This is a genomic window from Qipengyuania aquimaris (assembly GCF_009827445.1).
GTDB lineage: Bacteria > Pseudomonadota > Alphaproteobacteria > Sphingomonadales > Sphingomonadaceae > Qipengyuania > Qipengyuania aquimaris.
The window spans coordinates 2,250,630-2,274,989 of the sequence record NZ_WTYI01000001.1 but is presented as its reverse complement, the minus strand read 5'-3'; the positions used below and the strand labels follow the sequence as shown (position 1 = coordinate 2,274,989).

28 protein-coding genes are annotated in these 24,360 nt (G+C 63.3%); 7 read left to right on the top strand and 21 right to left on the bottom strand.

The window, feature by feature from the left end; translation table 11 throughout:
- Positions 1–142: 142 nt before the first annotated feature.
- From GRI34_RS11185 to GRI34_RS11175, 3 genes are all read right to left on the bottom strand, one after another.
- Entirely contained in the window at positions 143–409 is a 267-nt protein-coding gene (locus GRI34_RS11185; protein ID WP_160595991.1) for a GlsB/YeaQ/YmgE family stress response membrane protein, read from the bottom strand.
- Between the two features lie 136 nt (positions 410–545).
- The gene (sciP, locus tag GRI34_RS11180; protein WP_090477161.1) at positions 546–845 is read right to left on the bottom strand and encodes a CtrA inhibitor SciP; all 300 of its coding nucleotides are present in this window, start codon (positions 843–845) and stop codon (positions 546–548) included.
- Complete coding sequence (locus tag GRI34_RS11175) at positions 846–1,139, bottom strand: hypothetical protein (RefSeq protein ID WP_160595990.1); 294 nt, start codon at positions 1,137–1,139, stop codon at positions 846–848. It abuts the gene before it with no gap.
- 105 nt (positions 1,140–1,244) lie between these two features.
- Here GRI34_RS11175 and mnmA point away from each other — a divergent pair, with 105 nt between their 5' ends.
- Positions 1,245–2,399, top strand: a complete 1,155-nt coding sequence (gene mnmA, locus GRI34_RS11170; protein WP_160595989.1) for a tRNA 2-thiouridine(34) synthase MnmA — start codon at positions 1,245–1,247, stop codon at positions 2,397–2,399.
- On the opposite strand, the gene GRI34_RS11165 is transcribed toward mnmA, so the two are convergent.
- Positions 2,400–2,738, bottom strand: a complete 339-nt coding sequence (locus tag GRI34_RS11165; RefSeq protein ID WP_160595988.1) for a hypothetical protein — start codon at positions 2,736–2,738, stop codon at positions 2,400–2,402.
- 34 nt (positions 2,739–2,772) lie between these two features.
- Between GRI34_RS11165 and GRI34_RS11160 the strand changes: the two genes are divergently transcribed.
- Entirely contained in the window at positions 2,773–3,906 is a 1,134-nt protein-coding gene (locus GRI34_RS11160; RefSeq protein ID WP_160595987.1) for a serine hydrolase domain-containing protein, read from the top strand.
- On the opposite strand, the gene GRI34_RS11155 is transcribed toward GRI34_RS11160, so the two are convergent.
- The 3 genes from GRI34_RS11155 to pdxH are packed head-to-tail and all read right to left on the bottom strand — an operon-like array spanning position 3,885 to position 6,240.
- Complete coding sequence (locus GRI34_RS11155; protein ID WP_160595986.1) at positions 3,885–4,688, bottom strand: PhzF family phenazine biosynthesis protein; 804 nt, start codon at positions 4,686–4,688, stop codon at positions 3,885–3,887. The two genes, GRI34_RS11160 and GRI34_RS11155, sit on opposite strands and share 22 nt — an antisense overlap.
- Positions 4,685–5,620 (bottom strand): cation diffusion facilitator family transporter, encoded by a 936-nt coding sequence (locus GRI34_RS11150; protein ID WP_160595985.1) that lies wholly within the window; start codon positions 5,618–5,620, stop codon positions 4,685–4,687. Before GRI34_RS11150 ends, GRI34_RS11155 begins: the two co-directional genes overlap by 4 nt.
- Complete coding sequence (gene pdxH / locus GRI34_RS11145; protein ID WP_160595984.1) at positions 5,617–6,240, bottom strand: pyridoxamine 5'-phosphate oxidase; 624 nt, start codon at positions 6,238–6,240, stop codon at positions 5,617–5,619. The genes GRI34_RS11150 and pdxH overlap by 4 nt, the downstream gene beginning before the upstream one ends.
- A 201-nt stretch (positions 6,241–6,441) precedes the next feature.
- Between pdxH and GRI34_RS11140 the strand changes: the two genes are divergently transcribed.
- From GRI34_RS11140 to fabI, 3 genes are all read left to right on the top strand, one after another.
- Positions 6,442–7,389 carry a DnaJ C-terminal domain-containing protein gene (locus GRI34_RS11140; protein ID WP_160595983.1) on the top strand — a complete coding sequence of 316 codons (948 nt, stop codon included), beginning with the start codon at positions 6,442–6,444 and terminating at the stop codon, positions 7,387–7,389.
- A 101-nt stretch (positions 7,390–7,490) separates the two neighbouring features.
- Positions 7,491–8,384, top strand: a complete 894-nt coding sequence (locus GRI34_RS11135) for a YihY/virulence factor BrkB family protein (protein ID WP_325065215.1) — start codon at positions 7,491–7,493, stop codon at positions 8,382–8,384.
- A 23-nt stretch (positions 8,385–8,407) separates the two neighbouring features.
- Positions 8,408–9,214, top strand: coding sequence for an enoyl-ACP reductase FabI (gene fabI, locus GRI34_RS11130; protein WP_160595981.1), 807 nt, complete (start codon positions 8,408–8,410; stop codon positions 9,212–9,214).
- Between the two features lies 1 nt (position 9,215).
- On the opposite strand, the gene wecC is transcribed toward fabI, so the two are convergent.
- The 10 genes from wecC to GRI34_RS11080 all read right to left on the bottom strand — a co-directional run bounded on the left by wecC (position 9,216) and on the right by GRI34_RS11080 (position 17,853).
- Positions 9,216–10,481 (bottom strand): UDP-N-acetyl-D-mannosamine dehydrogenase, encoded by a 1,266-nt coding sequence (gene wecC, locus GRI34_RS11125; RefSeq protein ID WP_160595980.1) that lies wholly within the window; start codon positions 10,479–10,481, stop codon positions 9,216–9,218.
- A 72-nt stretch (positions 10,482–10,553) separates the two neighbouring features.
- Positions 10,554–11,678, bottom strand: a complete 1,125-nt coding sequence (gene wecB, locus GRI34_RS11120; protein WP_160595979.1) for a non-hydrolyzing UDP-N-acetylglucosamine 2-epimerase — start codon at positions 11,676–11,678, stop codon at positions 10,554–10,556.
- Positions 11,679–11,720: 42 nt separating this feature from the next.
- Complete coding sequence (locus GRI34_RS11115) at positions 11,721–12,326, bottom strand: hypothetical protein (RefSeq protein ID WP_160595978.1); 606 nt, start codon at positions 12,324–12,326, stop codon at positions 11,721–11,723.
- 90 nt (positions 12,327–12,416) lie between these two features.
- Positions 12,417–12,944, bottom strand: a complete 528-nt coding sequence (locus tag GRI34_RS11110; protein ID WP_160595977.1) for a demethoxyubiquinone hydroxylase family protein — start codon at positions 12,942–12,944, stop codon at positions 12,417–12,419.
- Complete coding sequence (locus GRI34_RS11105; protein WP_160595976.1) at positions 12,941–13,420, bottom strand: disulfide bond formation protein B; 480 nt, start codon at positions 13,418–13,420, stop codon at positions 12,941–12,943. The genes GRI34_RS11110 and GRI34_RS11105 overlap by 4 nt, the downstream gene beginning before the upstream one ends.
- Before the next feature lie 18 nt (positions 13,421–13,438).
- On the bottom strand, positions 13,439–14,779 hold the full coding sequence (locus tag GRI34_RS11100; RefSeq protein ID WP_160595975.1) for a S41 family peptidase: 1,341 nt from the start codon (positions 14,777–14,779) through the stop codon (positions 13,439–13,441).
- 103 nt (positions 14,780–14,882) lie between these two features.
- Positions 14,883–16,118: a murein hydrolase activator EnvC family protein gene (locus GRI34_RS11095; RefSeq protein WP_160595974.1), complete on the bottom strand. Its 1,236-nt coding sequence runs from the start codon at positions 16,116–16,118 to the stop codon at positions 14,883–14,885.
- Between the two features lie 18 nt (positions 16,119–16,136).
- On the bottom strand, positions 16,137–16,559 hold the full coding sequence (locus tag GRI34_RS11090) for a 23S rRNA (pseudouridine(1915)-N(3))-methyltransferase RlmH (protein ID WP_160595973.1): 423 nt from the start codon (positions 16,557–16,559) through the stop codon (positions 16,137–16,139).
- Positions 16,560–16,692: 133 nt separating this feature from the next.
- Entirely contained in the window at positions 16,693–17,112 is a 420-nt protein-coding gene (gene rsfS, locus GRI34_RS11085) for a ribosome silencing factor (RefSeq protein WP_199800155.1), read from the bottom strand.
- Between the two features lie 69 nt (positions 17,113–17,181).
- Positions 17,182–17,853, bottom strand: coding sequence for a nicotinate-nucleotide adenylyltransferase (locus tag GRI34_RS11080; protein WP_160595972.1), 672 nt, complete (start codon positions 17,851–17,853; stop codon positions 17,182–17,184).
- A gap of 315 nt (positions 17,854–18,168) precedes the next feature.
- Here GRI34_RS11080 and GRI34_RS11075 point away from each other — a divergent pair, with 315 nt between their 5' ends.
- Entirely contained in the window at positions 18,169–19,254 is a 1,086-nt protein-coding gene (locus GRI34_RS11075; RefSeq protein WP_160596504.1) for a M23 family metallopeptidase, read from the top strand.
- Positions 19,255–19,273: 19 nt separating this feature from the next.
- Positions 19,274–19,663: a bactofilin family protein gene (locus GRI34_RS11070; RefSeq protein ID WP_160595971.1), complete on the top strand. Its 390-nt coding sequence runs from the start codon at positions 19,274–19,276 to the stop codon at positions 19,661–19,663.
- A gap of 87 nt (positions 19,664–19,750) precedes the next feature.
- On the opposite strand, the gene GRI34_RS11065 is transcribed toward GRI34_RS11070, so the two are convergent.
- The 4 genes from GRI34_RS11065 to GRI34_RS11050 all read right to left on the bottom strand — a co-directional run bounded on the left by GRI34_RS11065 (position 19,751) and on the right by GRI34_RS11050 (position 24,345).
- Complete coding sequence (locus tag GRI34_RS11065) at positions 19,751–21,421, bottom strand: long-chain-fatty-acid--CoA ligase (RefSeq protein ID WP_160595970.1); 1,671 nt, start codon at positions 21,419–21,421, stop codon at positions 19,751–19,753.
- Between the two features lie 97 nt (positions 21,422–21,518).
- Positions 21,519–22,256, bottom strand: coding sequence for a DUF1013 domain-containing protein (locus GRI34_RS11060; RefSeq protein WP_160595969.1), 738 nt, complete (start codon positions 22,254–22,256; stop codon positions 21,519–21,521).
- A 101-nt stretch (positions 22,257–22,357) separates the two neighbouring features.
- Positions 22,358–23,449: a glycosyltransferase family 4 protein gene (locus GRI34_RS11055; RefSeq protein ID WP_160595968.1), complete on the bottom strand. Its 1,092-nt coding sequence runs from the start codon at positions 23,447–23,449 to the stop codon at positions 22,358–22,360.
- A complete protein-coding gene (locus GRI34_RS11050; protein ID WP_160595967.1) occupies positions 23,446–24,345 on the bottom strand; it encodes a UDP-2,3-diacylglucosamine diphosphatase in 900 nt (299 codons plus the stop codon). The genes GRI34_RS11055 and GRI34_RS11050 overlap by 4 nt, the downstream gene beginning before the upstream one ends.
- Positions 24,346–24,360 lie beyond the last annotated feature (15 nt).

Genomic DNA, 24,360 nt, shown 5'->3' with positions numbered 1-24,360 from the left:
TGCGCGTTTCCGCACTAGGAGCGCGCATCGATCAGGGCAATGCCGCTCTCTATGAATAGGCGACCCTGCCTGACGAACGGACAGACAAAAGGGCGGCGAGTTGCCCCGCCGCCCTCAAGAAACTTTGGTATCGATGCAGGTGTTACCGGACCCGGCCACGCTGCACTAGGTTTGCAATGCCGAGCAGTACGACTGCGCCGACAACTGCGATGATGAGGCCAGTGAGCGAGAATTCCTGGACGCTTCCCGTAACGCCGAGCAGCGGGCCAGCGATCAGGTTTCCGAGGACCGAACCCACGCAGCCGACCACGATGTTCCAGAAAATGCCCATCGAGGCATCACGGTTCATCACGAGACTTGCGAGCCAGCCGGCAATACCACCGACGATAAGTGCGATAATCCAACCCATTGAATTTCCTCCTGTTATTTGCCGTCGCCCTCCCCTCGAAAGAGGCAAAATGACGGAAGAACCCCACAACGCATGGCGGAGAGGGGATATTCGGAAAGCGAATGGATTCGGGATTGGTTCCCGCGGTCGGAACCGCTCAGTACTTGAATTGGCGCTCGTAGAGATCGCGATAGTGCTGGATGCGGGTGACGCGCAGGCCCTGCATACCGGAGCGATCGACCGCCCGCTGCCAAGAGGCGAACTCTTCCAGCGTGAGCCCGTAGCGTTCGAGCACCTCGTCGATGGTCAGCAGCCCGCCGTTAACGGCAGCCACCACCTCGGCCTTGCGGCGCACGACCCAGCGCTTCGTCTTGGGCGACGGAAGGTCCTTCAAGGTCAGCGGCTCGCCGAGCGGGCCGATTACCTGTGCAGGGCGGATGTCCTGGTTCTCGATCATCTATTTCTCTTTGTCGCCATGCACCGCACCATTTGCGGCTCGAGAAGGGTTTAGCCCAGCTACTTTGCCATGCACTAAATCAGCGTGGTTAATGGCGCTTTTACCATTTTCGCAGTTTTCGCGCCGAACTTCGCCGAAGGCTTCGAAGCCGCCGACCGAACCCTTGGCAAGTTCAGCCCGCAGTTCGCGAGTCGCCTCCAGGCGCGCGACGAGCTCGGTCCAGCGAAACCGCTGCAAAACCTCGCTTTCGCGTCCCTCGACGAAAGTCTTCCTGTTGATGTGCCCCTCAAACATGCCATCCTGAATAGCGCGCTATGGTAAAGAGACTGTGAAGCATCGGCTCCGGCGCAAAACCGTAAATGGTGGAGATGCAGCGCGAGGGCGTGTATGGGGCGCGCCATGCCCGAATCCCGCCTCCTCGAACCGGCCGCTGCGGCCGATCTTTTCGACCTGCCTCGTCCTGCAAACGAATGCCGCATCGTCGTGGCGATGTCGGGCGGCGTCGATTCATCTGTCGTGGCCGCCCTCGCTGCAAAGAGCGGGGCCGAGGTCATCGGGATTACCCTCCAGCTTTACGATTATGGCGCCGCCACAGGGCGGAAGGGCGCATGCTGCGCGGGCGACGACATCGCCGATGCGCGCGCCGTCGCCGATCGCCTCGGCATTGCCCATTATGTCTACGACCATGAAAGCGCCTTTCGCGAAGATGTGGTCGAGGCGTTTGCGGACGAATACCTGGCCGGGCGCACGCCGGTGCCCTGCATCCGTTGCAACATGGGGCCCAAGTTCACCGATCTGTTTGCCATGGCGCGCGAGCTCGGCGCTGACTGCCTCGCCACCGGGCATTACGTCCGCCGCGTCATGGGGCCGGCAGGCAGCGAGTTGCACCGCGCGGTGGATCCCGCCCGCGACCAGTCGTACTTCCTGTATGCGACTACACAGGATCAGCTGGCCTACCTGCGCTTCCCGCTCGGCGGATTGCCGAAGGCGGAAGTGCGCGAGCTGGCCGAAGCGGCTGGCCTGCGCAATGCGGCCAAGCCCGACAGCCAGGACATCTGCTTCGTGCCGGACGGCGATTATGCCAAGATCGTGAAGAAGATGCGGCCAGAAGGCGCAGCTCCCGGAGAGATCGTGCACGCTGCGACAGGCGAAGTGCTCGGCAAGCATCAGGGCGTCATCCATTACACCGTCGGCCAGCGGCGAGGCCTCGATATCGGCGGCCAGCCGGAGCCGCTCTACGTAGTGGGTATCGATGCCGAAGCGGCCCGCGTCCTCGTCGGCCCGAAGCGAATGCTGGCGGTGTCGAGCGCCACGATCATCGAGACGAACCGGATCGGACCGGTTCCGGATGCAGGTCTAACGGCCAAGGTGCGCAGTATGGCAAAGCCGGTTCCGGTGACGCTCGAAGGGTCGTTCGGCGACGGAGTGTCGACCACGATACGTTTCGCGCAGCCGGAATTTGGTGTGGCACCCGGACAGGCGGCCGTCATCTATGTCGGCGAGCGAGTCATCGGCGGCGGCTGGATCGACGAGACCGAGCGCCTGACCGCCTGATCAGCGGTCCCATTCCTTGAGGATGCAGCCGTAGCCTTCACGGTAAGTCGCCGTATCGGAAGCGATCAAGGGGACGCTGGCGGTCACGGTCATCGAGTCCGTATTTTCGCTCAGCATCACGAATTCCATGCCCTCGAGCTTGTCCTTCGCGCAGTCCGAAAGGCTGCGTCCAGCGACAAACCTGCAAGAGCATGCAACGCGAGCACCGTAAGCAGTGCCTGCTTCGGCCGTTCGCCTCACGCTGTCGCCCCAAGCGAGCCATAGTCCGCCTGCCAGCAGCGCGACGAGGATCAGTAGCCATAGCCAGCGGCTGGATAGAAGTGAGCGATTTTTCGCCATTGCGAGAGCGGTTTCCCCGTGCGAGTGCGTGCGTATGATTCTGCGGTCGCGCTCCCTTATCGCCCTTGTCCTTGCCACTACAAGCCTCGCGTCCTGCGGCGGCCCGGGACCGGCCGAGGAGCCGCCGCTGAGCGAGGAAGCGCTTGCGGCGGTGACGGACAAAGCAGGCGCTCCGCGCAAGGCTCTGGCGCGCGAAATCGACGATTTGTTCGAGATGGAAGGACTTGGCGATACCCGTGCGCTCATCGTCATGCACGACGGCAAGATCGCGGCGGAACGCTATGGCGAAGACTACGATGCGGATACGCGTTTCGTCAGCTGGTCCATGGCGAAGACCGTAACCGCGATGCTGATCGGCCAGTTGGTCGGTGACGGACTGCTTCGTCTAGACGCCCCGGCGCCGGTGCCACGCTGGCAACGGAGCGGCGATCCGCGCGCCGACATCACGCTGCGTCACCTGCTCCAGATGCGCTCGGGCCTCGAGCACACAGAGGCGGGCGACCCGCCCTACGAGAGCAGCGAAGTGCGTATGCTCTTCCTCGAAGAACGCGACGACATGGCGGGTTTCGCGACGGCCCAGCCGCCGGAAGCGGAGCCGGGCGAAAGGTTCGAATACTCCTCGAACACGACGGTCATCCTTGCCGACATTGCTGCGCGTGCACTTACCGAAAGCGCCGATCCCGACGAGCGACGCCGCGCCGTAAGGGACTATCTCCACGCCCGCCTGTTCGATCCGCTGGGCATGGATTCCATGCTCCTCGAATTCGACCGCGCCGGCACGCTGATCGGGGGTAGCCTGATGCATGCCGACGCCCGCGACTGGGCGAAGCTGGGCGAGCTCCTGCGCCGCAAAGGCTCGCATCGCGGCGAGCAACTGGTGCCACGCAGCTGGGTGGACGAGATGGTGAAGTCCAGCCCCGTCTCGCCGCATTATGGTCTGCAAACCTGGCTCAACCGGCCCAATGGCGCGGGCGAGCACCCGCTATTCCCAAATCGCGCTCCGCAAAGCGCGTTCTCGATGATCGGGCACATGGGACAGTACGTCTTCGTCTCGCCCGAGCAGGGGCTGACCGTGGTTCGCCTTGGCCATTCCGACGCGGCAGAGCGCAAGGCGATGCTGCAGCAACTGGCCGATATTATCGAGCTCTATCCCGCCGAGGGCAGGTAGAACTCTCCCTTCACCACCGTGACGCAATCGCCCGAGAGCCATGCCTGCTCCCCCTCGCGGCGGCAGGTCGCATGGCCGCCGCGCTGCGAAGCCTGGAAGGCGGTGAAGCTGTCGCGGCCGAGCTTCTCGGTCCAGAACCATGTCAGCGCGGCATGGGCCGAGCCTGTGAAACTGTCCTCGTCGACGCCGCCGCCTGGAACGAAGACACGGCTCACGACATCGGTATCGCTCCCGCGTGCCGTACAGATGAACTGGTCGTTCCCGAGCGCCTTGAGCCCGCGCATATCCGGCTCGATCGCGCGCACTGCCGCTTCGCTATCGTAAAGATAGACGCCGTAGCCTTCGGGATTGAGCCAGACTTCCTGCGGCTGTGCACCCAGCAGCGACACGGCATCATCCCATGACCCGCGTTCTGTCGGGATCAGCGGCAGGCCGAGCTCGTAGCCAGGACTGCTTTTGCGTACCTCCAGCAACCCGGCCTTGCGCGTGCGGAAGGTAACGCGGTCCTCGCCGCTCTTCGACAGCAGCACATGACCGCTCGCCAGCGTCGCATGACCGCACAGGCGCACTTCCTCCGTCGGTGTGAACCAGCGCAACTCGTAATCCGCCTGCCCGCTCGCATCGGGAATGACGAAGGCGGTCTCGGCGAAGTTGTTCTCTTCCCCGATGGCCTGCAGGACATCATCGCGCAGCCACGCCTCCAGCGGCATCACAGCCGCCTGGTTCCCCTTGAACGGCGCGTCCGCAAACGCATCCACATGCCAGTATTCGAGTGCTGTCACTTTTCGCCTCCCAGACGATCGAATTCGTTCTCCTCGACCAGCGGATTGCCCGGTTCGTCGATATGGCCTTCGGGATCGATGTGGATCAGCAGTTCCATGTCAGGGAACTGGCGGCACAGATCCGTTTCGACTCGCTCGATGATGTCGTGCGCCTCTTCGACCGTCATGGTGCCGGGCAGGTCCACGTGGAACTGCACGAAATCACGGTGCCCGCTGGTACGCGTGCGCAGGTCGTGCAGGTTCGACAATTCGGGATGCTTCGCCGCCGCTTCAACGAAAGCAAGGCGCTTTTCCTCGGGCCATTCGCGGTCCATCAGATCGTCCACCGCATCGCGCGCGGCGTTGAAGGCGCCCCAGGCCAGCCACGCCGCGATGGCGAGACCGAAGGCCGGGTCCGCGCCGCTCAGCCCCACGAACTGGTCGAGCACCAAGGCCGCAATCACCGCGAGGTTGAGGAAGAGATCGGACTTATAATGCAGGTGGTCGGTCTGGATCGCCAGGCTGCGCGTCCGGCTCATCACGTAGCGTTGCCACCACAGGAGCGCGAAGGTCAGGGCGATCGCGATCAGCGAGACTCCGATCCCCTCTGCCGCGGCCTGCGTCGGCTGGCCTTCGGCGAATTGAAGGATGGCACGAGTGGCGATGCCGAACGCCGACAGGGAGATAAGCATGACCTGGAAAATCGCCGCGAGCGCCTCTGCCTTGCCGTGGCCGAAGCGATGGTCTTCGTCCGCCGGCTGCGAGGCGATCCACACGCCGGTCAGCGTGGCGAGGCTGGCGATAAGGTCGAGCGCGGAATCGGCAAGACTGCCGAGCATGGCCGTCGAACCGGTTTTCCAGGTCGCCCAGGTCTTGAGCGCCACGAGGATGACGGCAACGCTGATCGAAGCGAGCGCGGCGGAGCGTGCGAGGCGGGCGCGATCGGTGCTCATGGATAGAGCAATGTGTTGGACCAGCCATCGGTCGGCGCTGGCCGCGTGAAGCGGCGGCGGTCATGCAGGCGGTACTGGCGGTCCTGCCAGAACTCGATCGCGGTCGGCGTCAGCAGGAAGCCGGTCCAATGCGGCGGACGCGGGATGTCGCCCTCCGGATAGCGCTCCTCGAGCGCGGCCACACGGTCGAGATAGACCTGCCGGTCGGGCAGCGGCCGCGACTGGTCGGAGGCCGCCGAACCGATCTGCGACACGCGCGGACGCGAATGGAAGTAGGCATCGGCCTGTTCGCTGCTCACTTCCCGTAACGGTCCCTCGATACGGATCTGGCGGCGCAGGCTTTTCCAGTGGAAGAGGAGCGACGCCTGCATATTGGCACGGATTTCCTCGCCCTTGCGGCTTTGGGCATTGGTGTAGAACACGAACCCGCCGCCCTCACCCCAATGCGTGCCATGTCCTTTCAGCAGCACCATGCGTACCGAGGGCATGCCGCTTTCGCTGGCCGTGGCGAGCGCCATGGCATTGGGATCGTTCGGCTCGCTCGCCTTCGCCTCTCCGAACCATTCTTCGAACAGGGTGAACGGATCGGTGACGGGAATCGCGCTTTCGCTGTCGCTCATCGGGCAGTCCTACAGAGTGGAACGGGTGGAACACAGTCCTGGGGCAAAAAACCTCGCCCGCGCGTTTGGCCGCAGAATGGCGGAACTTCGCGGGGATGAGGATGGTTGAAGCGGTGCATGACGCGTTCCCTATATCCCGCTTCGTCCGTAGGAAAGCCTCTCCGCTTGCGCGGACAACGTGTTGCACCTAGCTAACACGCTATGGCCGATCCCTATTCCACCCTTGGCGTCCCGCGCTCTGCATCCGAAAAGGATATCAAGAGCGCATATCGCAAGCTCGCCAAGGAGCTTCATCCCGATCGCAACAAGGACAACCCCAAGGCGGCCGAGCGCTTCAGCGAAGTGACCAACGCCTACGACCTGCTGTCGGACAAGGACAAGCGGGCCCAGTTCGACCGGGGCGAGATCGATGCCGAGGGCAATCCGACCAATCCGTTCGGCGGCATGGGTGGCGGATTCGGCGGCGGCGGCCACCCAGGCGGCCAGCGCGGCTTCCGGGCCGAGGACTTCCAGGGCTTCAGCCAAGAAAACGTCGATCTGGGCGATATTTTCGAAGGCTTGTTCGGCGGCGGGCGTACAAGCTCGCGCGGTCGCGGCGATCCGTTCGGCGGGCGCCGTGCGCCACCGCCCAAGGGCGCCGACATAGCCTATACCCTGCGCGTCCCCTTCACCGATGCGGCCTCGCTCAAGGACCAGCGCATCACGCTGGCCGACGGCAAGACCATCGACCTGAAGCTTCCCAAGGGTGTCGAGGACGGCACGCAGATGCGTCTCAAGGGCAAGGGTGAACAGGGTCCGGGCGGCGCGGGTGACGGGCTCGTCACGATCCGTATCGACCGGCACAAGCTCTACAAGCGCGAGGGCGACGATGTGCGCTTCGACCTGCCGATCACGCTCGATGAAGCGGTGAACGGAGCCAAGGTCCGCGTGCCCACGGTCGATGGTCCGGTCATGATGACCATCAAGGCCGGCACCAGCGGCGGATCGGTCCTGCGCCTGAAGGGCAAAGGTTTTTCCAAGAAGGACGGCAGCCGCGGCGACCAGCTCGTGACGCTCGAAATCCAGCTTCCCGGCGACCTCGGCGAACTTGCCAAGCGTCTCGATGGGTGGAAGGACGAAAGCGACCCACGGAGCAAACTCGGGGTATAGGGCCTTTGGTACATCATCCGCTTCCGCAGCCTGAAGAGCGCGAGGTACGGTCGCTCTCTCCGGAGGCGAGGCGGCAGGAGGCGGCCACATTGCGCGGCCGTGTGGCCAAGCGAGTCGGTCCCGGCACGCAATTCTTCCAGGTCCTGAAGCGCACCGCCGTCGGCACGTTCAACGATGGCTTCATCCATGCGGGCAATCTCGCCTACCTGGCGATGCTGTCGATCTTCCCCTTCTTCATCCTGGGCGCAGCGATATTTTCGCTGTTCGGCGAGGAGGCGGAGCGGGCGGCAACGATCAACGCTGTCCTTGTCGCCCTTCCCCCGATGGTCGGCAATGTGATCGAACCGGTTGCGCGCGACGTGATCGAGGCGCGCAGCGGCTGGCTGCTATGGGCCGGTGCCCTGGTCGCCCTGTGGACCGTCGGCAGTCTCGTCGAAACTATCCGCGACATCCTGCGCCGGGCCTATGGGACCAAGATGACCAAGGCATTCTGGAAATACCGGATATTCTCGACCGGCGTCATCATCGGCGCCGTCCTGCTGCTGATGCTCTCGCTGCTCGCACAGGTCGTCATCGGCGCGGCGCAGCAAGTGATCGAGGCCTATTTCCCGCAGCTCGTCAGCTACATCACCGACCTCAGGATTTCGCGCATCCTGCCTGCGATCGGCCTGTTCGGCTCGCTTTACATGATCTTCTATTCGCTCACCCCGTCGCATTATCGCCACCGTCGCTATCCGAAATGGCCGGGTGTGCTGTTCACTACCTTGTGGTGGATCCTAGTCACCACGCTGATGCCGATCGTGCTGCGCAGCTTCTTCACCTACAACCTGACCTACGGCAGCCTTGCCGGGATCATGATCGCGCTGTTCTTTTTCTGGCTTGTCGGGCTTGGTGTGGTTATCGGCGCGGAATTGAATGCGGCGCTTGCCGAAACGCCCGAGGAAGAAGAACTGGGCGAAGAAGGCGAGGCAGAAACCGCAGCACAGACGGATTGAAGATCGAAGGAAGGAAGGTAGCTATGGGCTCACTGATGCGGGGCAAGCGCGGACTGATCATGGGTCTCGCCAACGACAAGTCGCTGGCATGGGGCATCGCCAAGAAGCTGCGCGAAGAAGGCGCGGAACTGGCGTTTTCCTATCAGGGCGAGGCTTTGAAGAAGCGCGTCGGCCCGCTCGCGGAACAGCTGGGAAGCGACTTCACCTTCGAATGCGACGTTTCGGATATGGATGCGCTCGATAGCGCCTTCGACACGCTGAAAGAGCGTTGGGACACGATCGATTTCGTCGTCCATGCGATCGGATTTTCGGACAAGAGCGAACTGCGAGGCAAATATGTCGACACCAGCCTCGACAATTTCCTGATGACTATGAACATCTCCGCCTATTCGCTGGTCGCGGTTGCCAAGCGCGCGCGCGAGATGATGCCGAACGGCGGCAGCATCCTGACGCTGACCTATTACGGCGCGGAAAAGGTCATCCCGCATTACAACGTGATGGGCGTGGCCAAGGCGGCGCTCGAAACCAGCGTGCAGTATCTCGCCAACGACCTCGGCCCGGAAAACATCCGCGTGAACGCAATCAGCGCCGGACCGATCAAGACGCTGGCGGCCAGCGGCATCGGCGACTTCCGCTACATCCTGAAGTGGAACGAATACAATTCGCCCCTGCGTCGCAACGTCACGATCGAGGACGTGGGCGGATCGGGCCTCTATTTCCTGTCCGACCTGTCATCGGGCGTGACCGGCGAGACGCACCATGTCGATGCCGGCTATCACGTCGTCGGCATGAAGCAGGAAGACGCGCCGGATATCGCGCTCGACAAATAGGTCAGGTGACGTCGGGCCAGATGCCGCGCGTGTCGTAGACGGCCTTGCCTTGCCGCTCTTCGGGCGGGATCACCTTGAAGACATCGTGGTCGACCAGCGTGATGAGGACATCGCTTTCCTCGAGCGCCGTGTCGATATCGACCAGCTCGGCACCCGTCCCGTCGAATTCCTTCGGCAGCTCGCCCGCATAGGGCTCGACCACCTGTACGCGCTCGCCGAATTCTCGCGCGAGGCTGGCTGCGACATAGCGCGCCGGGCTTTCGCGGAAATCGTCGATATTCGCCTTGAAGGCGAGACCGAGACAGGCGATTTTCGCTCCCGGGTTCGCCTCTACCAGTGACTTCGCGCGGGCGAGGACGTGATGCATTTTCGCGTCATTGGTCTCGCGCGCCTGGCGAATGATCTTCGCTTCTTCGGGCGCCCCATGGACGATGAACCACGGATCGACCGCGATGCAGTGCCCGCCAACACCGGGGCCGGGGGTGAGGATGTTCACGCGCGGGTGCCGGTTGGCGAGGCGGATCACTTCCCACACGTCGAGCCCTTGCTTGTCGGCGATCATGGAAAGCTCGTTGGCGAAGGCGATATTCACGTCGCGGAAGCTGTTTTCGACCAGCTTGGTCATTTCCGCGCTGCGCGCATCGGTAGTGACGCATTCGCCCTTCACAAAGCGCTTGTAAAAGGCCAGCGCCTTGCGAGCACAGCGCGGGGTGATGCCGCCGATCGAGCGATCGTTATGCGTCAACTCCTCCAGGATCTTGCCCGGCAGCACGCGCTCCGGGCAATAGGCGAGGCTGACGTCGGGCTGTCCGTCCGTTAGGCCGGGCATGGCGAGATCGGGCCGCTCGGCCGCCATCGCATCGCGCATGGCCTCAGTCGTACCGACGGGCGAGGTGGATTCGAGGATCACCACGTCACCCTTCTTGAGGACCTTCGCGACGTTTTTCGCCGCAGCCATGACATAGGACGTATCCGGCGTGTGGTTGCCATCCTTGGCGAAGGGCGTGGGCACGGCGATGACGAAGACGTCGGCCGGGGCGACTTCGGTGGAGGCCTTGAGCAGGCCGCGCTGAACTACCGCCTGGACGAGACCGTCCAGATCGACTTCCTCGATATGGATTTCGCCGCGATTGATCGTGTCGACGACATTCTGCGTCACGTCCACGCCATGAACGGGGCACCCCGCCCTCGCGATGATCGCCGCCGTGGGCAGGCCGATATAGCCAAGTCCGATGACACAGACTTCCGGTTTGATGTCGCCGCGCATTGTAACTGTGATTCCCGTCCCAATTTCCCCGCCTGCCTAGCCGACGAGGGTAAATTTACCAGTGACGCTGTGTCAGGCTTTCGCCAGCAGGTCGCAGATGCGTTGTGAAGAGTGGCCATCCCCGAACGGATTGTGTGCCCGCGCCATGGCGGCATAGGCATCATCGTTGTCGAGCAGGCGCAAGGTCTCGCGCACGATGGTGTCGGCATCGGTCCCCACCAGTTTTGCCGTACCCGCCTCCACGCCCTCGGGCCGTTCGGTCGTCTCGCGCATGACCAGCACCGGCTTGCCGAGGGCGGGCGCTTCTTCCTGCACGCCGCCGCTATCGGTGAGCATGAGATGGCTGATGTCGAGGAGGCGCGCGAAATGCGGATAATCCAGCGGTTCGATCAGCGCGACATTGTCGAGCCCCGCGAGCTGTTCATTCATCACGGCGCGAACGTTGGGGTTGAGATGCACGGGAAAGATAACCGCAATGTCATCACGTTGTGCAATCTCCTTAACCGCATTGGCAATATTTTCCATGCCATCGCCGAAGTTCTCGCGTCGGTGGCTTGTCATGCCGATGATGCGCTTGCCTGCGAAACGCGTCTCGAGATCGGCGAGGCCCGAGGCAAGCGAAGGCTCCTCTTCGATGCGCGCGGTCACCCATTTGAGCGCGTCGATCACCGTATTGCCCGTGACGTGGACGCTGGCAGGATCGACGTTCTCCTTGAGCAGCGCCGCCGCGCTGGTTTCGGTCGGCGCGCAGTGTAGCGCGGCGAAGGTGCCCACGACCCTGCGATTGACCTCTTCGGGCCACGGATGATGGATGTTCCCGCTCCTGAGCCCCGCCTCGACGTGGCAGACCGGTATCTTGCGGTAGTAGGCAGCGATCGCGCCTGCCATGACAGTCGTCGTATCGCCTTGCACCACCACCCAGTCGGGCTGTTCTTCGTCGAGCACCTTGCCGATGCCCGTAAGCGCACGAGCGGTGAGCTCGTCGAGCGTCTGGCCCGGCGTCATCAGGTCGAGATCGTGGTCGGGCGACACCCCCGCGATATCGAGCACCTGGTCGAGCATCCCGCGATGCTGCGCAGAAACGCAAACGCGACTCTCGAACCGCTCGTCCGCCTGCAAGGCATGTACGAGCGGGAAGAGCTTGATCGCTTCGGGCCTGGTGCCGAAGACGGTGAGAATCTTGGGGCGCGCGGTCATAGGCGTGCGCTGTACCCGCAATTGGTTAACGGGCCATAGACCTTATTCGGGTTGTTCGTCGGTCTCGGCGTCGCCGGCAACCACGGTGGCCTCGGGCTGGGGCAGCGCCTCTTCATCGCCCGGAAGCGGCTCGCCGCGTTCGCGTGCCAGACGCTCCATATATTCGCGCTCGATCATCTCGACATCGCGCTGCTGCAATTCCGCATCCTCATCGATGGTCGAAAGCCGTTCCGCCCGCTGGGCCGCGATAATTTCCGAAAAACGTACAGCAGAGCCTTCGCGCTTTTCTTCGTAGGCTTTGTCGATGAATTGCTCGGTACAGCCGGTGAAGTTTGCCGGGCCGGTCGGGGTGCAGGACATGATGCCCGAGGCACCGACCATTTCGAAGCTTTCGACGCGGTCCGCCCAGCTCTGGTTGGCCGGGCTCTTCGAATAACGCAGCGCTTCGGGGATGCGATAGCGTTCCGCCTCTGCCTTGCGCGCACAGACAACGATTACGTCGCCCTCGCTCGGCGGGCATTCGTCTTCGCCGTAGACGATCACCATGTTGTAGCGGTCGTCACCCGTGTCCACCGGCACCTGAGCGATCGCCGGAGCGCCGAGCGTTGCGCCAGCGATGGCGGCAAAAGCGAGAAGCGGCTTGGACATGGTCAACCTCGTGAATTGTGTACGCCCACGACTAAGCGCGCGCGCGCGTGAACTGTCAATGAAGCGAACGGGCGCGTGGCCCGGTTCCCGCTAGATGCGTTCGGAAATACGGATCGCTGCGCGGCATCCGAGGCGGATGAGGCCCGATAGGACGGGATAGGCGGGTGCACGCTCGGCCCCCGCGGCAAGCGCGGCATCGCGGTGTTCCCGTTCATCCTCGCGGAACTGCTCGATCATCGCGGCAAGTTCGGGATCCTCGCCGGTCTCCTCCAGCTGGTCGAGCTGGTCGGAATAGTGCTTGTCGATCTCGGTTTCGACTGCAGCAGTGCAGGCCATGGCGGCTTCCGGCCCGATCATCGCCGTGACTGCGCCCAATGCGAAGCCGGCGCGATCCCAGAACGGCTGCAGGGCTGTCGGTCGAACGCCGCGGCGCGCCATAAGCGCATCGAACTGTGCCCTGTGGTCGGCTTCCTGTTCCGCCATCCCCGCAATCTCCGCCGAATGCGGGCCGCGATCGCCCATGACGGCAAGCTGTCCGGCGTAGATCCGCGTCGCGCCGAATTCTCCTGCCTGGTCCACGCGGATCATGCGGGCGATGTGGTCGGGGGTCTTGGTCATACTGCCTTGTCCTTTGCCAACAGGCGGAAGATGGTGAGCCCGCCCACGGTGGACAAGAGGAAGTTGAAGCCCGCGAGGCTGACGCCAAACAGGGTCCAAGGCGCTTCGTCACAGCGCACCAGAGGGGCGTTCATGATCGCATCGAGTGCGCTTTGCCCGTCATCGGGCAGCGGGGCTGCGGCACAGGAAGTAATTCCCTCCCACAAGCCGTATTCCACGCCCGCATGGAAGAACCCGATCGCGCCGGAGGTCAGGATACCGCCGGCCGCCAGCGCGAGAAGCAGTTTCCTGTTCGGCACGAAGAACGAGAGCAGCGCGAAAGCGAGGGCGGCGAAGTGGGGCCAGCGCTGCCACCAGCACATTTCGCACGGATAGAGGCCGAAACCGTATTGCGAGATATACGCGCCCGCCAGGAGCGCGGCAGGAAGTGCAAGGGCCAGCCGCTGGGCCAGCTGCATCGAGGGGGTCTCGGTCATAGCGGGCGGGTGCTAGCCCTACTTGCGGCGCGCGGCAACCGAGCTCGGAGACGTGCGGCTGAGCGTTTGCAGCGCATAGTGGAGCTGGAAATCCTCGATGCCCTGCTCCTCAAGCTCCGCAGCCGTCATCTGGAAGCGCGGATCTTGGCGCTTGTCCGCCTCCATGTCCTCGTCCTTGAGGCCAAGCTCATTGACGAGATGGCCGCGCAGATCGCTCTCGCGCATCAGGAAGCGGTTGCGCTTTGCAAGGTCCGGATCGGACAGCTGCGGCACGGTGATGTCGGGCTTGATACCGCCCTCCTGCACCGAATGGCCGGACGGCGTGTAATAGCGCGCCGTCGTGAGCTTCAGAGCGGCATCGCGGCCCAGCGGCAGGAGCGACTGCACGCTGCCCTTGCCGAAGCTGCGCTCGCCCATGACCACTGCACGGCGATGGTCCTGCAGCGCGCCTGCCACGATTTCGCTGGCGGAAGCCGAGCCTGCATCGATCAGGACGACGATCGGGAGTCCTTCTGCAATATCCCCGCGGAACACGGTCTCGGCTTCGTAGCTGATCGATTCGCCGCGCGCCCTGCCGCGCTGGGAAACGATCTGTCCGTCGGTGAGGAACAGGTCGGACAGCGCGACGGCTTCATCGAGCGATCCGCCCGGGTTGGATCGCAGGTCGAGCACGAGGCCAGTCAGGCGGCCCGTGGCCTGCTTTTGCAGATCCTTCCATGCGGCGAAGACATCACTGCCGACATCGCGGGAGAATTCGTTGATCATGATGTGACCGATGGAATTGTTTTCAAGCTTCCAGGTCACCGGTTCCAGTTCGATCAGGCCGCGCGTCACGTCGACTTCGAAAGGCTCGTCACGGCCGGGGCGGAACACGGTCAGGCGGATCGAGGTGCCCGCCTTGCCGCGCATGCGCGCGACGGCTTCGTCCAGCTCGAGTCCGTAGATCAGTTCGCCGTCGAGATGCGTGATATAATCGCCCGCCTTGACGCCCGCCTCGTCAGCCGGGCTACCCCGGAAAGGCGAGATGACCTTTACCGCACCGTCTTCGCCGACGACCGAAAGGCCGAGGCCGGAATAGTTGCCATCGATCATGGTTTCGAGCCGCTGGAGGTCCGATCCGTCGAGATAGCCGGAATGCGGGTCGAGCGCGGCCAGCATGCCGTCGATCGCGCCGTTGATAAGGACATCGTCTTCGACCGGCTCGACATAGCTCGCCTTGATCCGCTGGTAGACCGAGAACAGCTTGCCGAACTCGGGCCCGGCGCTGCCTTCGACGCGGGCTAGGCCGGCCGTCGTCGCGGGGACCAGCGCAACTGCGGTCACAAGAGCTGCGGAACGGGCCAAAACGGCGAATTTCATCGGCAATATCCTTCAAGCGAATGCGCATTGTATAGCGCACGCGTCGTGAATGAAAGATGAGCCGCAAGCTGTCCCGCAAGGGAACGGTTTTTCGACCGACCGCCTAGCTTAGTAGGTCGAGCGGATTAACCGGTTCGCCATCCCTGCGGACCTCGAGCGCGACTTGCGATCCGGCGGGGCCGGCTTGTCCAAGCGGAGAGCCTGCCGTGACCGGCTGCCCGACCGCCACCGATACGAGTGACATCCCCGTAATGAGGCTGGTCCAGCCATTGGCGTGTTCGATAATCGCGATTGCGCCGAAACCCCGGTATGGTCCGGCGAACACGACGCGCCCCTCGCCGGGAGCGACAACCTGCGCACGGGGCCGCGCTGTCATCACCAGGCCCGAACTGCGCTCGCCGCTCGCATCGGGATCACCGAAGCCGGTCACGACGCGGCCGCCGACAGGCAGGATGTAGCGATCCGGAGCAGCGGTTGAACTCGGTGAGGGACGGGGTATGTCCGCAGCAATGGGCGACGAGGAGGACGCAGGCGCGCTTCCCGGCCGCAGCACCGGCCCGGGCAGTACAGCCAGGCGGCTTCGCATCGCGGCAGCCGCCTCAAGGTCCCCCACAAGGCTGTCGAGGTCCCGGGCTTCTTCGGCAAGGAACAGGGCCCGTTCCGCCTCTCGCGAAGCGCCGCCAGCAGCGCGCTGGGCCTGCAACCGCTCTTTCTCCGCAAGGGCGAGCATATTGCGCCTGCGCGAATCGAGGCTGGATTCAGCCGCGCGCAGGCTTTCGAGCGTTTGCAACTGGCGCGTCTCGACATCGCGCGCGAGATCGAGTTCCGAGCGTAGGCCGGATGTCCGCTCTTTCACGATCGGGATTGCAGCTGACAACGCAGCCCTAGTGTGCACCAGATCTTCCAGCGAGCCCGGCTGGAGCGCTGCCAGAGCCAGGGGGCGGCGTGCCATTGTCTGCAGAGCCGCGGTGAGCCGCATGAGCGGCTCCCGCTTCCTTGAGAGCTGGCGGTCGAGGTTCTGTTTCTGGATATTGAGCAGGGCCAGTTCCGCCTCCGACGCGGCAATGGCAGCTTCGGATTGCTGGACGCGTGCGGCAAGCGCGGCCGCCTCGCTCTGAGCCTTGCCGGCACTTTCCTGCAAACGGCTCGCTCTCTGCTCGAGCCGCTCTGCCCGCGCACGGGCATTGCGCTGCTGCTGGCGCGCTGCCTCGAGCGCCTCACGCGCGCCGCTCGCACTAAGGGCGGCCGCAGCACTTGCGCCACCGGGCGATGCGGTCCCCGGCAAGGCGAGGACAAGGGCAATCAACAGGGCCGTGGAAATGGCTGCGGCGCGGATCATGACGCCATTACTGCCCCATCACCCACTGCGATGATAGGGGTGACCGGCGATGATCGTCGTCGCGCGGTACAATTGTTCGGCGAGCATCGCACGCGCCAGAAGGTGCGGCCAGGTCGCCTTGCCGAAGGCGAGCAGGAGATCCGCATCGCGTCGCTCTTGCTCCGAATGCCCGTCTGCCGCGCCTAGAACAAAGCGACATTCACGCATGCCTTCATCGCGCCAGCGCTCGAGAGTTGCGGCCAGCTTCTCGGAAGAAATATCCTTGCCGCGCTCGTCAAGGAGCACGGTCTTATAGGGCGATTGCGGCTCCGGGATCCGCCCGCCGGTTTCGGGCAATTCGGTAAACTTTACCGGCCATGTCAGCCGTTTCTCATATCGCGCCACAAGCTCCGCCTCTGGCGAGCGGGCAATCTTTCCACGAGCGATAATATGGAGAAGCAAAGCGCCAACCTCGACAGACAATCTCAGGCCGGGCCGAGGGCCCGGCAAGGGCGACCGCCCGCCCGCAGGCGCCCGAAGCGCAGCGGAGGAACAGCGCCGAGGACGCAGCCGCGTAGGCGGCTGCGCAAAGCAATCAAGCCGTGCCGGCCACCGGCGGTGCGTCACCGAAGGCCCACATGCGCTCCAGATTGTAGAAGCTGCGGACTTCCGGGCGGAATAGGTGCACCACGACGTCACCGGCGTCGATCAGGACCCAGTCTGCTGCCGGAAGGCCTTCCAGTTTCACCGGACCAAAACCCTCTTTCTTGACCGTTTCGGCAAGCTTTTGAGCCATCGAAGCCACCTGGCGGGTCGAACGGCCCGATGCGATCACCATGTGATCGGCAATCGAGGTCTTTCCCTCGAGATCGATGGTTACGATCTCCTGTGCCTGGTCGTCGTCGAGTTGCTTGAGCACGAGCGAAAGCAGCGGATCGTCCTTGGCATCAGCCATGCGAAACACCTTCGCCGTGTCGGTTCCGGAACTGGCCGGATTGGTATGCGCCTGTGTCATAGGCGTGCATTGTACTCCTGAATGCGGGGGTCGAAGAGACCGTGGGTATCATGGGAAAGACAACGCGCATCATGGCGCAGTTGTTTCCTCCCGTGACGGGATTGGACGATGAGTCACCTGGTCTCGAAGGGTTTTGCCGGCGTGGCGCGATGCCCAGTCGGGATCGGCGCGGCGGATTGCCGTGGCCGAACGCGGGTCGGGATCGAAACGCAATGTCACCAGTGCCGGTGCGCTCCATTCGCCCCCATTAGCAAAGCTGGCGAGAGGAACGCGGTAGCGCCTCAGCCAGGCCATCGCGGGGCTTGCGATAGCGGCACCATCATAGCCGGGGCGCGCGATTACCGCAATCGGCATCCTTCGCGCGATCCCCCGCCAGTCGCGCCAGCGATGGAATTGGGCGAGATTGTCGGAGCCCATGAGCCAGACGAAGTCATGCTTGGGATAACGCCGCTGGATCGCGCCCAGCGTATCGACAGTATAGCGCGTCCCCAGCTCGCGCTCGATTGCGGTCGCGCGGATCGGCGCGCGGCGGGCCTGCTCCATCGCCGAGGACAGGCGCGCCGCGAGCGGTGCCATTCCTTCCTTCGGTTTGAGTGGATTACCGGGCGATACAAGCCACCAGACCTGGTCGAGCCCCAACGCCTCTCGCGCGAACAGGGATATGCGCCTGTGACCGCCGTGCGCGGGATTGAAGCTCCCGCCCAACAGGCCGATTCGGCGTCCATTCGCGCGGTTCGTCATTCCCACCGCCTAGCACTGCGGTAAATGCTTGTCAGCGTGCCAGAATCGGACCGAATCAGGCGCGGCGTGGTAAACACCGACTTAATCTTTGGTTCCCGGCTTTGATCGGAAATTTCGCCTCGATGAAACGACTCGTCCCGCCAAATCTTCAACTCGTGGATTCCGGTAAGGGTTTATTCGATTTTCGCGGGAACCTTTGTTAGCGATCTCAAACAAGGGTCAAAGACCAAGGGACGGGTCGTTTTGGATATAGACAACGCAAGCGGCGGGCGCATTGCCCGTATCAAGAGCTGGTTTCCGGATCGCGAATTTTTCATGCGCTCCGAAGGCCAGGTTCGCTTCATCACCATTTCATCGCGCGTACAGATGACCGCAGCAGCAGTTGCCGTCACGGTCCTGCTCGTATGGGCGCTCTCGATGGCGATCGCTGGCTGGGCGCAGTACCGCGCATCCGCCGATCGCGACCTCCTGCTCGATCGCGAAGCCAAGGTCGCCACGCAGGAAGAGCGGTTCGCCGCCTATAGCGAAGACCTCGACGCGGTAAGCGACGATCTCGACCGCCGGATGGAATTCATCGAAGGCGTCGCAGAGCTGCTTCCCGAAGACCTCAAGGTGGACACGGCCGTTTCCGATTCTTCGGGCGAAGCCGCTGCCACGGTCGAGAAGGTGTCCGCCGCGTTCCCCGAAGCCGCCAAGCTCGCCCGCATCGAAGCGCGACAGCTTGCCGTGGTCGAAGGGCTGACCCGCTACGCCGACTGGCGTGCGCAGCGCGCAGCTGAAGCGCTCAAGAAGCTCGACCTCAACCCGGCACAGGTGATCCGCACCAGCCGAAACCAGGCGATGGGTGGTCCGCTCGACGGATTGGCTACTGCCGCCGACGGCTCGATCGATCCGCGCTTCGAACGCCTCGGCCTCTCGATGGAGCGCATGGCCGCTCTCGAACAGGCGCTTGAAGGCGTCCCCCAATTCGCCCCGGCCCGCAAGGACCTGATCTCGTCGGGCTTCGGCTATCGCCGCGATCCCTTCAATGGCCGCGCAGCCATGCACAATGGCCTCGACTTCAAGGGCGCAACCGGAACGCCGATCTATGCCGCCGCCAAAGGCCGCGTCACATTCGTCGGTCGCAAGGGCGGTTATGGCAACACGGTCGAAATCACTCACGGCAATGGCCTGATGACGCGCTATGCGCACATGTCGCGCTTCAACGCCAAGGTCGGCCAGCAGGTCGGCGCAGGCGAAACCATCGGCGCGATCGGCAGCACGGGTCGCTCCACCGGTCCCCACCTCCATTTCGAGGTCCGGATCAACAACAAGGCGGTCAACCCGCGCACCTTCCTGGAGACAGCCCCCCATGTTCTCGAAGAAATCCGCCGAGCACCCGAGCTCGCCCTCGCCCAATAATTCCGGACGCAGCGTACCCATGGCCAGCAAGAGCAATTCCACGTTTTCGGTCCTCGGTTCGGACCTTGCCATCAAGGGCGACATCAAGGCTTCGGCAGACTTGCACATCGACGGCAACGTCGAAGGCGACATTTCCTGCTCCAGCCTGGTGCAGGGCGAAACCAGCACGGTGACCGGCGCCATCAAGGCCGAAAGTGCACGGCTGGCAGGAACGGTCAACGGATCGATCACTGCTCGTGAACTGGTCATCCTGAAAACCGCCAAGATCAATGGCGACGTGTTCTACGATGCGCTGACCATCGAGCAGGGCGCGCAGGTAGAAGGCCGCTTCGCACACCGCGATGCGAAGCCCGCAGCAGCAGCACCGCAGCAGCAGGCGAGCAAGCCGGACCTCCAGGTCGCCAGTTGACACCACATACAGTTTGGAGGGGATGAAGGTCGCTCTGCGCACGACGCAGGGCGACCTTCTTCTTTTATGGGCTAGGCCAGTAGGGCCTCAATCGAGCACTTCGGCGCGCAAAGCCTTGCGGTCGAGCTTGCCGATCATGGTCTTGGGCAGTTCTTCGCGTACTTCGACGCCGCACACGCGTTCGTGCTTGCCGATGCGGGCGTTGAGCCATTCGCGGAGAGCGTCGTCGTCCGTATCGGCATCGGCGTTCAGCGTCACATAGGCTTTGGGGCATTCGCCGAGGTAATCGTCCGGAATTCCGATCACGAGCGCTTCCTTGACCGCAGCGTTTTCGAGCAGGACGTCTTCGACCTGGCTGGGGAAGACCTTGAACCCGCCCACGGCAATCATGTCCTTGATACGATCGACGATGGCGAGAAAACCGTCTTCGTCCACCATGGCAACATCGCCGGTGCGCAGCCACTTCTTGCCGTAATGCTCAATGAAGACTTCTTTCGATGCCTCTGGCCGGTTCCAGTAGCCCTGCATGATTTGCGGTCCGTGGATGGCCAGCTCTCCGGGCTCGCCATCGGGCGCAATAACGGTCGGATCTTCCTTGTCCAGCAAGAGCACTTCCGTGCGCATCACGACCTGCCCGATTGTGCCCGGTTTTCGTGTACCCTCGTATGGGTTGACCGAGACAACGCCCGAACTTTCGGTCAGGCCATAGCCCTCCACCAGTCTGACGCCGGTTGCGGCTTCAAACTTGTCACGCAGGGGCGCAGGCAGCGGCGCACCGCCGGAAATGCACACCTTTAGCGACGACATATTGGTTTTCGGCAGGTCGGGATGATCGAGCATGGCCTGGAACATGGTCGGCACGCCGGGAAAGCCGGTCGCTCCGTGCTTCTGGATCGTCTCGAGCACCTGCTTCGTCTCGAAGCGCGGAACCATGGCGATCGAGCCACCGCTCACCACCGCATGGTTGAGCAGCGCCGTGTTGGCGAACACGTGGAAGAACGGGAGCGCGCCCATGAAGACTTCCGATGACGGATCGCCGAAAGGATTGAGGCCTGCGGTCTGCTGCGCATTGATAGACAGGTTCGAGTGGGTGAGCATCGCCCCCTTGGGTGTTCCGGTGGTCCCCCCGGTATACTGCAACAGGGCGAGATCGTCGGGTGCGACTTCCGGCAGGCTGCCGCCCCGGGCACCCTCTGCCAGGAGCGTGCTCCAGTAGAGAACCGTCTCGCCATGCGAAACCTTCGCAACCTTGCTGCGCGCGAACAGGCGCAGGGCAATTCCCTTCAACTTGGGAAGCATGGCCGAAAGCCTGCTGACGACGAGTGTCTCGAGCGCGGAATTTTTCAGCACTTCTTCCGCGGTGCCGTAAAGCTCGGGCACGTCCACGGTCACAAGGACGCGCGTTCCGGAATCGGCAACCTGCTGCGCGAGCTCGTCGACCGAATAGAGCGGCGAGAAATTCACGACCACGGCGCCTGCCATCATCGCCCCGTAATAGGCGGCGACATAGCTTGGGACATTGGGAAGGAAGAGACCGACCCGGTCACCCTTTTCGATGCCCCGGCCCTTTAGAGCATGGGCGAATGCTTCCGCGTCGCGGAGCAGTTCAGCGTAGCTATAAGTGCGGCCGAGAAAATGCAGCAGGGGCGCATCCGGCGCCCTTGCGGTCGTTCGGGCAAACATTGCCGGAAGCGCCATTGCTTCGAATTGCGTGTCCCATGGGGTGGGATGGTGGTTCGGCAGCTTGCTTACATCCATGTCAATAACATGGCCTATCTCGCGCTAAACGCAAGCAAAAAGGGCGGGCGAAGCTCTGTGCCTCGCCCGCCCTTTGCGTATCGTATATCGGAGGAATTCAGCCCTCGTCGGAAGGGGCTGCAGGTGCTTCGCCCGCTTCTTCGGCGGCACGCTTGGCGCGCAGCCACTCCTCGGCTTCGGCTTCCTGCGCAGCTTCGGCGGCGGCCTTTTCATTGGCGTCGCGCTCGGCGCGCAATTCTTCGATCAGCTTTTCGCGATCGCTGACGCCGCTGGGCGCAGGCGCTGCCTCTTCACCTTCTTCGGGAGCAGGCTTGTTCTTGGCTGCCTTGGCGACCACCGCGTCGAGCTCGCGCTGCGAACACAGGCCCAGAGTGACCGGGTCCTTCGGCTGGATATTCTGAATATTCCAGTGGCTGCGCTCGCGGATCGCGGTAATCGTGTTGCGCGTGGTGCCGATAAGCTTGGAAATCTGGGCGTCCGACACTTCCGGATGGCTACGCAGCAACCATGCAATACCGTCGGGCTTGTCCTGCCGCTTCGAAACCGGCGTGTAGCGCGGGCCCTTGGTGCGGCTGACCGCTACGGGCGCGCGCTGCATCTTGAGCCGGTATTCCGGATCGGCCTGGCCCTTCTCGATTTCTTCCTGCGTCAGCTCGCCGGAATGGAGCGGGTCGCGACCTGTGTACTTGCTGCTGGCGAGATCGTCGGCCATGGCCTGGACTTCCAGGATGTGGAGGCCGCAGAACTCGGCGATCTGTTCGAACGAAAGACCGGTGTTGTCGACCAGCCAGGTGGCGGTCGCATGCGGCATCAGCGGAGTGGGTTGGTCGGCCATCAATATGCCTTTTCTCGAGTCTGAAAATAGAAGGGCCGCCCCTCGCGGAGCGGCCGTTGCCCTTCGCATGTAGGCGACAGGTGCGGATTCGGCAAGCGCGATCAGCCCGCCGCCCGCTCAGGCGCGATTGGTTCCCGGTGCGAGAGCGGCGCAAGTCCGTCGAGAAATTGCGCGCTGGCCGCTTCCCAAGAATACTGCCGCGCGAAACGGGCGCAGGCCTTGCGGTCGCAATAAAGCGCGGCATCGATCGCCCGGTCGAGCTGAAAGGAAAGCGCCCCGACCGCGTCGGACACGATGTCGCGAGGCCCGGCAACAGGAAACGCGGCCACCGGCGTCCCGCAAGCCAATGCCTCTATCATGACGAGGCCGAAGGTGTCGGTGAGGCTGGGAAAGACAAAGACGTCCGCCCCGGCATAGCAACCGGCAAGCTCGCTGCCGGTCCTGCGGCCAAGGAAGAAGGCATCGGGATAAGCTCTGCGCAATTGCTCGAGCGCCGGGCCGTCGCCGACCACGACCTTGCTGCCGGGACGCGAGGAGTCGAGGAAGGCTTCGAGATTCTTCTCTACCGCTACTCTCCCGACGTAAAGCTGAATCGGCCACTGGAGGTTCTCGAACTCCGTTGGCGGCGGCGCGTCTGGGGTGAAGCACTCAAGGTCGACACCCCTGCTCCAATGATGGAGCCGGTCCAGGCCATGCTGCCTCAGCTCCGTGCGGATGCTCGGCGTTGCCACCAGGATCCGGCTAGCGGGTCGATGAAACCAGCCGATGTAGCGCCAGAACCAGTCGCTTGGCAGACGGGTGCGCTTGGCCAGATAGTCGGGAAACTGGGTGTGGTAGGCGGTGGTGAATTCGATGCCATGCTTCACACAGTGATGGCGCGCCGCTAGCCCCAGCGGGCCTTCGGTCGCGATATGGATGGCATCCGGGGCGAAAGCACGCAGGCGCGCGGAGATTGTCGCCGGGCTCGTCAGTGCGAGCCTGATTTCGGGATATGTCGGGCACGGCACGCTGCGAAAGGCATCGGGCGAGACGACCATCACATCATGGCCCAATCTGCGCAGATGGTCGCACGTCGTGGTGAGCGTGCGGACCACGCCGTTCATCTGCGGGAGCCACGCGTCGGTGACGATGGCAATCCGCTGGGGGGTAATGGCAGACCCCTCGAATTCGAGCGACAGGCGCTGCGCGTTCATGCAGCCTGCATGGCCGGTGCCGCCTGCGCGGCCTTTTCGGCCTCGCGCTTGCTGATTTCGTAGGGCCAGTGAAGGATTTCCATGGTGCCGTCGAAATGCTCGACCAGCGCGGTGCAGCCTTCGACCCAGTCGCCGTCGTTGTAATAGGCGACCTCGCCCTCGCCGTGCTTGAAGTCGCGCATTTCCGCGGTGTGGATATGGCCGCAGACCACGCCGTCGACACCACGTTCGCCCGCGGCCCGTGCGACTACCGATTCGTACTTCGAGATGAACTCGACGGCATTCTTCACCTTGTGCTTGGCCGCTTTCGAAATCGACCAGTACGGCAGCCCCAGCAGCTTGCGTACCGAGGCGACCCAGCCGTTCAGCTTCATCATGGCGTGGTAAAGCGCGTCGCCCACGAAAGCGAGCCAGCGGTGGGCGAGCATGACGGTATCGAATTCATCGCCATGGAGGACCATCAACCGGCGCCCGTCGGCAGTATCATGGAAGGCCGCGCGAGCGATCTCCACCCCGCCGAAATTCATGCCCGAGAAGGGTCGCACCATCTCGTCGTGATTACCGGGAATGTAGACGATGCGCGTACCGCGATGCGCGCGCTTCAGGATGCGCCAGACGATGTCGTTGTGTTCGGCGGGCCAGTAGAACTTCTTCTTCAGCCGCCAGCCGTCGATGATGTCGCCGACCAGGTACATCGTGTCGCTGTCGGTGTGGTCGAGGAAGTCGATCAGCAGCTCTGCGTTGCAACCCTTGGTGCCGAGATGGATGTCGCTGATCCAGATCGTGCGGAAACGGCGGCGCTCCTCCAGACTGGTGCGCTCGGGCACCTTCGGCCTGACCGGAAGGAAGCTGGAAACATTGGCGAAAGCGGTAAGGTCGGGCGTGAGATTGGTCATGCACATTCCCCCTGA